The sequence below is a fragment of the Fulvivirga sp. genome (genome assembly GCF_040218215.1).
GTDB lineage: Bacteria > Bacteroidota > Bacteroidia > Cytophagales > Cyclobacteriaceae > Fulvivirga.
This window is the reverse complement of the sequence record NZ_JAVJQL010000006.1, coordinates 46177-52259: the sequence shown is the minus strand read 5'-3', so window position 1 is coordinate 52259 and position 6083 is coordinate 46177. Positions and strand designations below refer to the sequence as shown.

The 6083-nt window shown below is 39.3% G+C and carries 2 protein-coding genes; one reads left to right on the top strand and one right to left on the bottom strand.

Translation table 11 applies throughout. The features are described 5' to 3' along the window. The coding region (locus RIB54_RS01620; RefSeq protein ID WP_350098985.1) for a PKD-like domain-containing protein at nucleotides 1-5679 on the top strand (5679 nt) is incomplete at its 5' end. An 83-nt stretch (nucleotides 5680-5762) separates the two neighbouring features. Here the strand turns inward: RIB54_RS01620 and RIB54_RS01615 are convergent. Continuing rightward, entirely contained in the window at nucleotides 5763-6074 is a 312-nt protein-coding gene (locus tag RIB54_RS01615) for a hypothetical protein (RefSeq protein ID WP_350065356.1), read from the bottom strand. Nucleotides 6075-6083 lie beyond the last annotated feature (9 nt).

Here is a 6083-nt window from a genome sequence, read left to right as displayed (position 1 = left end):
GCGAATGTTAGTGGAGTAGCAGAAGTAGCGACCATAGTAGTAAGTGAGGATGGCACCTGTGGTGGATCAGACATGAGCTTCACCGTAACGGTCTACCCGGACCCTGTACTGAACGTAGTGGCAGACCAGGTCTTCTGTCCTGGAGAGAGCGTAAGCATCCCATTGGGCAGCAATGTAGCAGGTTCAACGATCGCGTGGACGAATGACAATGCAGCTATCGGCATCTCAACTACGGGTAATGGCGACATCATCTTCACCGCCCCATCGAACAACACCGGAGCAGCGATAGTAGGCAACATCAGTGTAACGAGCAGTAAAGATGGCTGTACGAGCAGTACGCCAGAGACCTTTACGATCACGATCAGCCCTGACAATGTAATCACCCAGAAGGCGAACATTGCAGAATGTTCAGGGGACAACATCAGTGTAGGGCCTTTTGCAGTGAACACGGGAGCGAGTGTAACATGGACCAACAGCAACACTGCTATTGGTTTAGCGGCCAGTGGTACAGGAACCATAGCCGACTTTGCAGCAGCAGCGAATGTTAGTGGAGTAGCAGAAGTAGCGACCATAGTAGTAAGTGAGAACGGCACCTGTGGTGGATCAGACATGAGCTTCACGATCACGGTATACCCTCAGCCAACTATGAGTATAAACAATACACTCACTGAATTGTGCAGTGGAAGTACAACAAATATTACTCTTAATAGTACAACTGTGGGTGCTATCATGAGACTGGATGCCATTAGTGGTGCTGGTGTGGCTAGCGTTGGAGGCAAGAGCTCAATAGGTTTGACATTTACAGATGGAGGTCAAATTATGGATGATTTGACGAACCCTACTAATGCTCCTATAACAATAACCTATGAATTTAGTGTGAGTGTAAATGGTTGCTCCGATGGAGTTCCTCTTTTTACAACAAGTGTAATTGTAAACCCCAATCCAGATTTTACAATAAATAATGCAGCACCCGTTATTTGCAGTGGAGATGATGTGAATATTACATTAAACAGTAACACAACTGGTCATCAAATTAATCTTGTGAGTGTAGACTATGCAGGGGGAAATGTTACAGGAGGTAGTGCAGTAGGTCCTTACGTTGATGGCAATCAGATTACAGAGACTTTAATGAATACAACCAGCACAACACAGCTAGTTACATATATCTTCAATGTCATGACACCGGGGACTACGCCAGATTGCCCGCTGGTGCCAGTAACCAAGACAACAACAGTAACTGTCCAGCCACAACCTGTGATGTCTATCAATAACCTTACAACGGAATTATGCAGCGGTAGCACAACTGATATAACATTGAACAGTACCACTGTAGGTGCTGTAATGAGATTGGACGCAATTACCGGAGCAGGAGCAGCAAATGTTGGAGGTAAGACTTCTGTAGGATTAACATTTGTGCATGGCAACAAGATTACTGATGATCTAACCAATAACACAAATACTCCGATCACCATCACCTATGAATTTAGTGTTAGTGTGAATGGTTGTCCTGATGATGTGGCACCATTTGCAACAAGTGTAACGGTCAATCCTAATCCAATTTTAATAATTACCAATACTACAACTGAAATATGCAGTGGTGATGCAGTAGATATTGCTTTAAACAGCCCTACTACAAATCATCAAATTAATTTGGTTAGTGTCAATTATGGAGCAGTAACTGGTGGTTCGGCAACTGGACCGTTTACTGATGGAGCAGTAATAAATGATGTACTTAATAACAGTACAACTGCAGCAATTGATGTTGTTTATGAATTTCAAGTTGTGACAACGGATGGTTGTCCGGTATCTGTGCCAGTTAGCCAATTTACTACCGTTAAAGTTAGCCCTGCACCAACTTTTAACATTGCCAATAATTCCATGGTCATTTGTTCTAAAGAATTAACAGATATCGATATTTCTTCTCCCACCACAGGATCTGTCATAGAATTAGTCAATGTTGTCACTTCATCAGTGCAGATTGTTGGAACTCCAGCTATTGGATCAACATATTTAAATGGGGCTAAAATGTCAAACCAATTAACTAACCCAACAAATACAGTTCAGACAGTTCAGTATGAGTTTGAAGTTTCATTAAATAACTGTGTTAATCCTGTTAGGCAATTTGCTAATATTACAATCAATCCTATACCAAATGTTGCTACGTCAGTGGCAGCTCAAACCATTTGTGATGATGAGTTTACTAATATTACTCTCACAAACCCCAATAATGTAAGTACAACATCATTCTCATGGACTGTTGTTCAAGCTGGAGGGGTTAGTGGAGCTTCAAATGGCTCTGGAATCAGCATAATGCAGCAACTGAGTAATAACACCAACACTCCAGGAACCGCAACTTACACAATAACACCATCGGCTAATGGTTGCAATGGAGATGCCGTGACACTGATTGTAACAGTAAACCCAACACCAACTTTAGCTACCTCAGGGGATGAGACCTTATGCTCAGGAGAATCAACAAATATAGTTTTAACAAATCCTAATAGCGTTGCTGGAACTAGCTTTAGCTGGACGGTCATTAATAATATTAATTCTGTATCTGGGGCAACCAATGGTTCAGGAACATCCATTATTCAGTCATTGTTTGTCAATAGCAATTCTCCTGCAGGTTCGGTCACATATAGAATAACCCCTAGTGCCAATAACTGCGATGGGTCATTCCAAGATGTTACGGTAACAGTAAACCCACTGCCAGTGGTATTCGCAGGTTTTAACTATGAAATATGTGAAGATGCTGGCTTGCTTAATTTGACAGCTTCAATTACGGGGGCGGCATCCATAGGCACATGGACTGGAGGAAATAATCCAAGTGGATTCAGCAACAATCCAGTGGTGAATGGAGAGGTAATAACTTATGCATTTAATCAGGCTGATATTGATGCCGGGTCTGTTACATTTACTCTAACATCTGATGATCCTGATGCCGGAGGGCCATGTGCAGTTGCTTCAGATCAGATTACAGTAATAATTAAGTTATTGCCAATTGTTTCTTTTAGTGGGTTACCGGCTAGTGGTGAAACCGCAGATAATGAGCCATTAATTCAATTGACAGGATTTCCTTCTGGTGGCTCCTTTACTGGAGATGGTATCTTAGGTAATGCATTTAATCCGGCTGGAGGAAATGTAGGTGTAGATAATTTTATAACTTATACCTATACCGATCCAGCAACTGGCTGTACTAATTCAAATACGCAATCGATTTTTTTAAATGGAGAACCAGATGTAGAGTTTCCTACTCAAAATACAGATGTCTGTGAAAACTCTCCGCCATTGGAGCTTACTGCTATTCCATTTGGCGGTGTGTGGTCTATGGCTGATCCTCTTTTACCTGGAGTTGACCCTGTTGGTGGTGGTAATTATGTATTTGACCCTTCAAAAACGAGTTTGGGAAGTCAAAGAGTAGTTTATAATTACACTGATCCAGTAACATTAGCAACGAGTAGCGATACTTTGATTTATGTTGTCTATCCAGCGCCTGATGTTAATTTTGAACCGGCAAACTTATGTATTGATGAACCTATTCAGTTTAATGACTTATCGGTTATAGATCAGTCTATTGTACCTTCAGAAATAATAGGCTGGAACTGGCAATTTTTTGATGCTGATGATAATATAATAGGGGCCTCTAATGAGCAGAATCCATCTATCATATTTAACACGCCAGGGGATAAGAGAATTCGTCTTGAAGTGATTTCTAAATCCGGGACTTTTGAATGTTCAGCAAGTGGTGAGCAAATTATTACCATTGGTTCTGTTCCTGATACAAGGTTTGTTTGGCAAAGTGTATGTAATGGAGACTTTACAGCTTTTAATGATGACACAATATTGGATATTGGATCTATTATTAATTATGAGTGGAATTTTGATGATGGAAATGTGATTTCTGGGGCAGGAAATGCTAATGCTATAATTACTCATATTGATGGCTCTGAAACCATTGGCACATTTATGAAACCACAACATAAATATAATTCTGTTGGCGACTATGATGTGATGCTGACAGTTACTACTGGGGAAGGTTGTGTGAAATCATATTCTCAGAATATAAATATTTTACCTCAAACTGAAATCACTGACTTTCCTTATACAACTAACTTTGATTCTGATGATGCCAACTGGGCGGAAGAAGTTAGACTTGTCAGAGATACAAGTTTAATAAGTGACAACAGCTGGTTATATTCTAATACAGGGACAGGAGAAATCCAACCTAAATATTCAGGGGATGGCTTCTGGTGGACTGGCGCAAATAATGGTGCTTATTTTAATGATGAGCAAAGCTGGGTCAATGGCCCATGTTTTGACTTCTCAGCCATCGAGAGGCCAATGATTAGTATGAATATTATTTCTAACACAGACCAAGGCTTTGATGGTACTGTATTACAGTATTCTATTGATGGTGGTTTTACTTGGAATAATATTGGTTCTTTGGCAGAAGATGGAGGTATTAACTGGTATAATTCAAATGTTATTTCAGCAAAACCTGGTAACCAGCCATTAGGGTTTGGCTGGACGGGTAGAACGCTTAATGAAGATGAACAATTGGATTGGGTAGAAGTAAAACATAATTTAAATGTATTGAAGGGACAGTCAAATGTTCTTTTAAGAGTGGCTTTTGGCAGTAATTCTGATAACTCTGCTGCTCTGGAAGGATTTGCTTTTGATGACGTTTATGTAGGCGAGAAAAATAGACTGGTACTTGTTGAACATTTCACAGACTCGGAAAGGGAGATAAGCAGGACTGCTGACAACTACTTAAATACGCTAAAAACCCAGCAGATAACAAATTTTGGGGAAACTGACTTTACTATGCTTCAATATCATATTAACGAATCTGGAGGTGATGTATTTAATGCCGATAATAGTGAAGACCCGGGTTCACGTAGCTTGTATTACGGAATTTCACAAGCTCCTGGAACGGTAATGGACGGTAATCAGTTTAATGGTGCATATAATGATTTGACTACAAAGGAAATTGATATTAGGGCATTACAGGATGCGCTATTTGATATTAGGATTGATACCGTCTCAACGTCTGAAGATGTGCTTTCTGTAGCCGTTGATTTTGAAGCTATGGATGTTTTAAACTCAGTAGTTACATTACAAATCGCTGTTGTTGAAACTGAGATAACAAATAATGGACAAACTTATTATAATGTTCTAAAGAAACTTCTTCTTGGTAGTGAAGGCAGGACAATTAGTAACTCATGGACTAAAGGACAAATTGAATCTATCAATTACGATTGGCAAATTGATGTAGAAGTATATAACCCGGACAAATTGGCTATAATAGCTTTTGTTCAGGATAAGATCACAAGAGAGATATATGGTGCAGCACAAATAAAAGGACAAATTCAGGATGAGTCAACCGTGACCAGCATCGGCCAGGAAATACTGGATCAGGTAAAACAAATTACAGTTTATCCTAATCCTGCAAATGGTAATGTTAACTTCCAGTTACAGGAAATAGCTTTGGATGACTATACGTGGAAAATTGTTGATCAAAGAGGGGTTTCCATTATGTTAGGCGAACTGGAGTTTAATACTGTTGGAGTACATACTGTGGATGTTAACCATGTTCCTAATGGAGTGTATTATGTAATAATAGAATCAGCCGGAAAGCCAGTAATATATAGAAAACTAGCTATAATGAATAGACATTAGATAACAGACATAAATCAAATAAAAAGGGACAGCAAAAGCTATCCCTTTTTATTTAGGACGGGTCACGGGTCACCTGGTGTATATCAAGGTTTAATAACTTCGGAAACCTGATTAGCTAAATAAAGCGCATTCTCCGAAGAATTAAGCTTTTGCCCATAGTTCAGGGTTTTGGATAGATCAAAAAAGCTAACACCTTCACCATAAAACTTTTGATCAAGGTTGGCTTTGTCATGAATTATCAGTTTTGGATTTAAATGTTTGTATAATAATGTTTCTTCAAAACAGAAGAAATTAAAGACCCTACACTTTGTATATTTTTCAAGAGTTAAACCAAGTAGGTTTTTATCATATTGCTCTGAATCAATTAAAAATATTACCTCTTTTTGTTTTTTCATAACCGTATT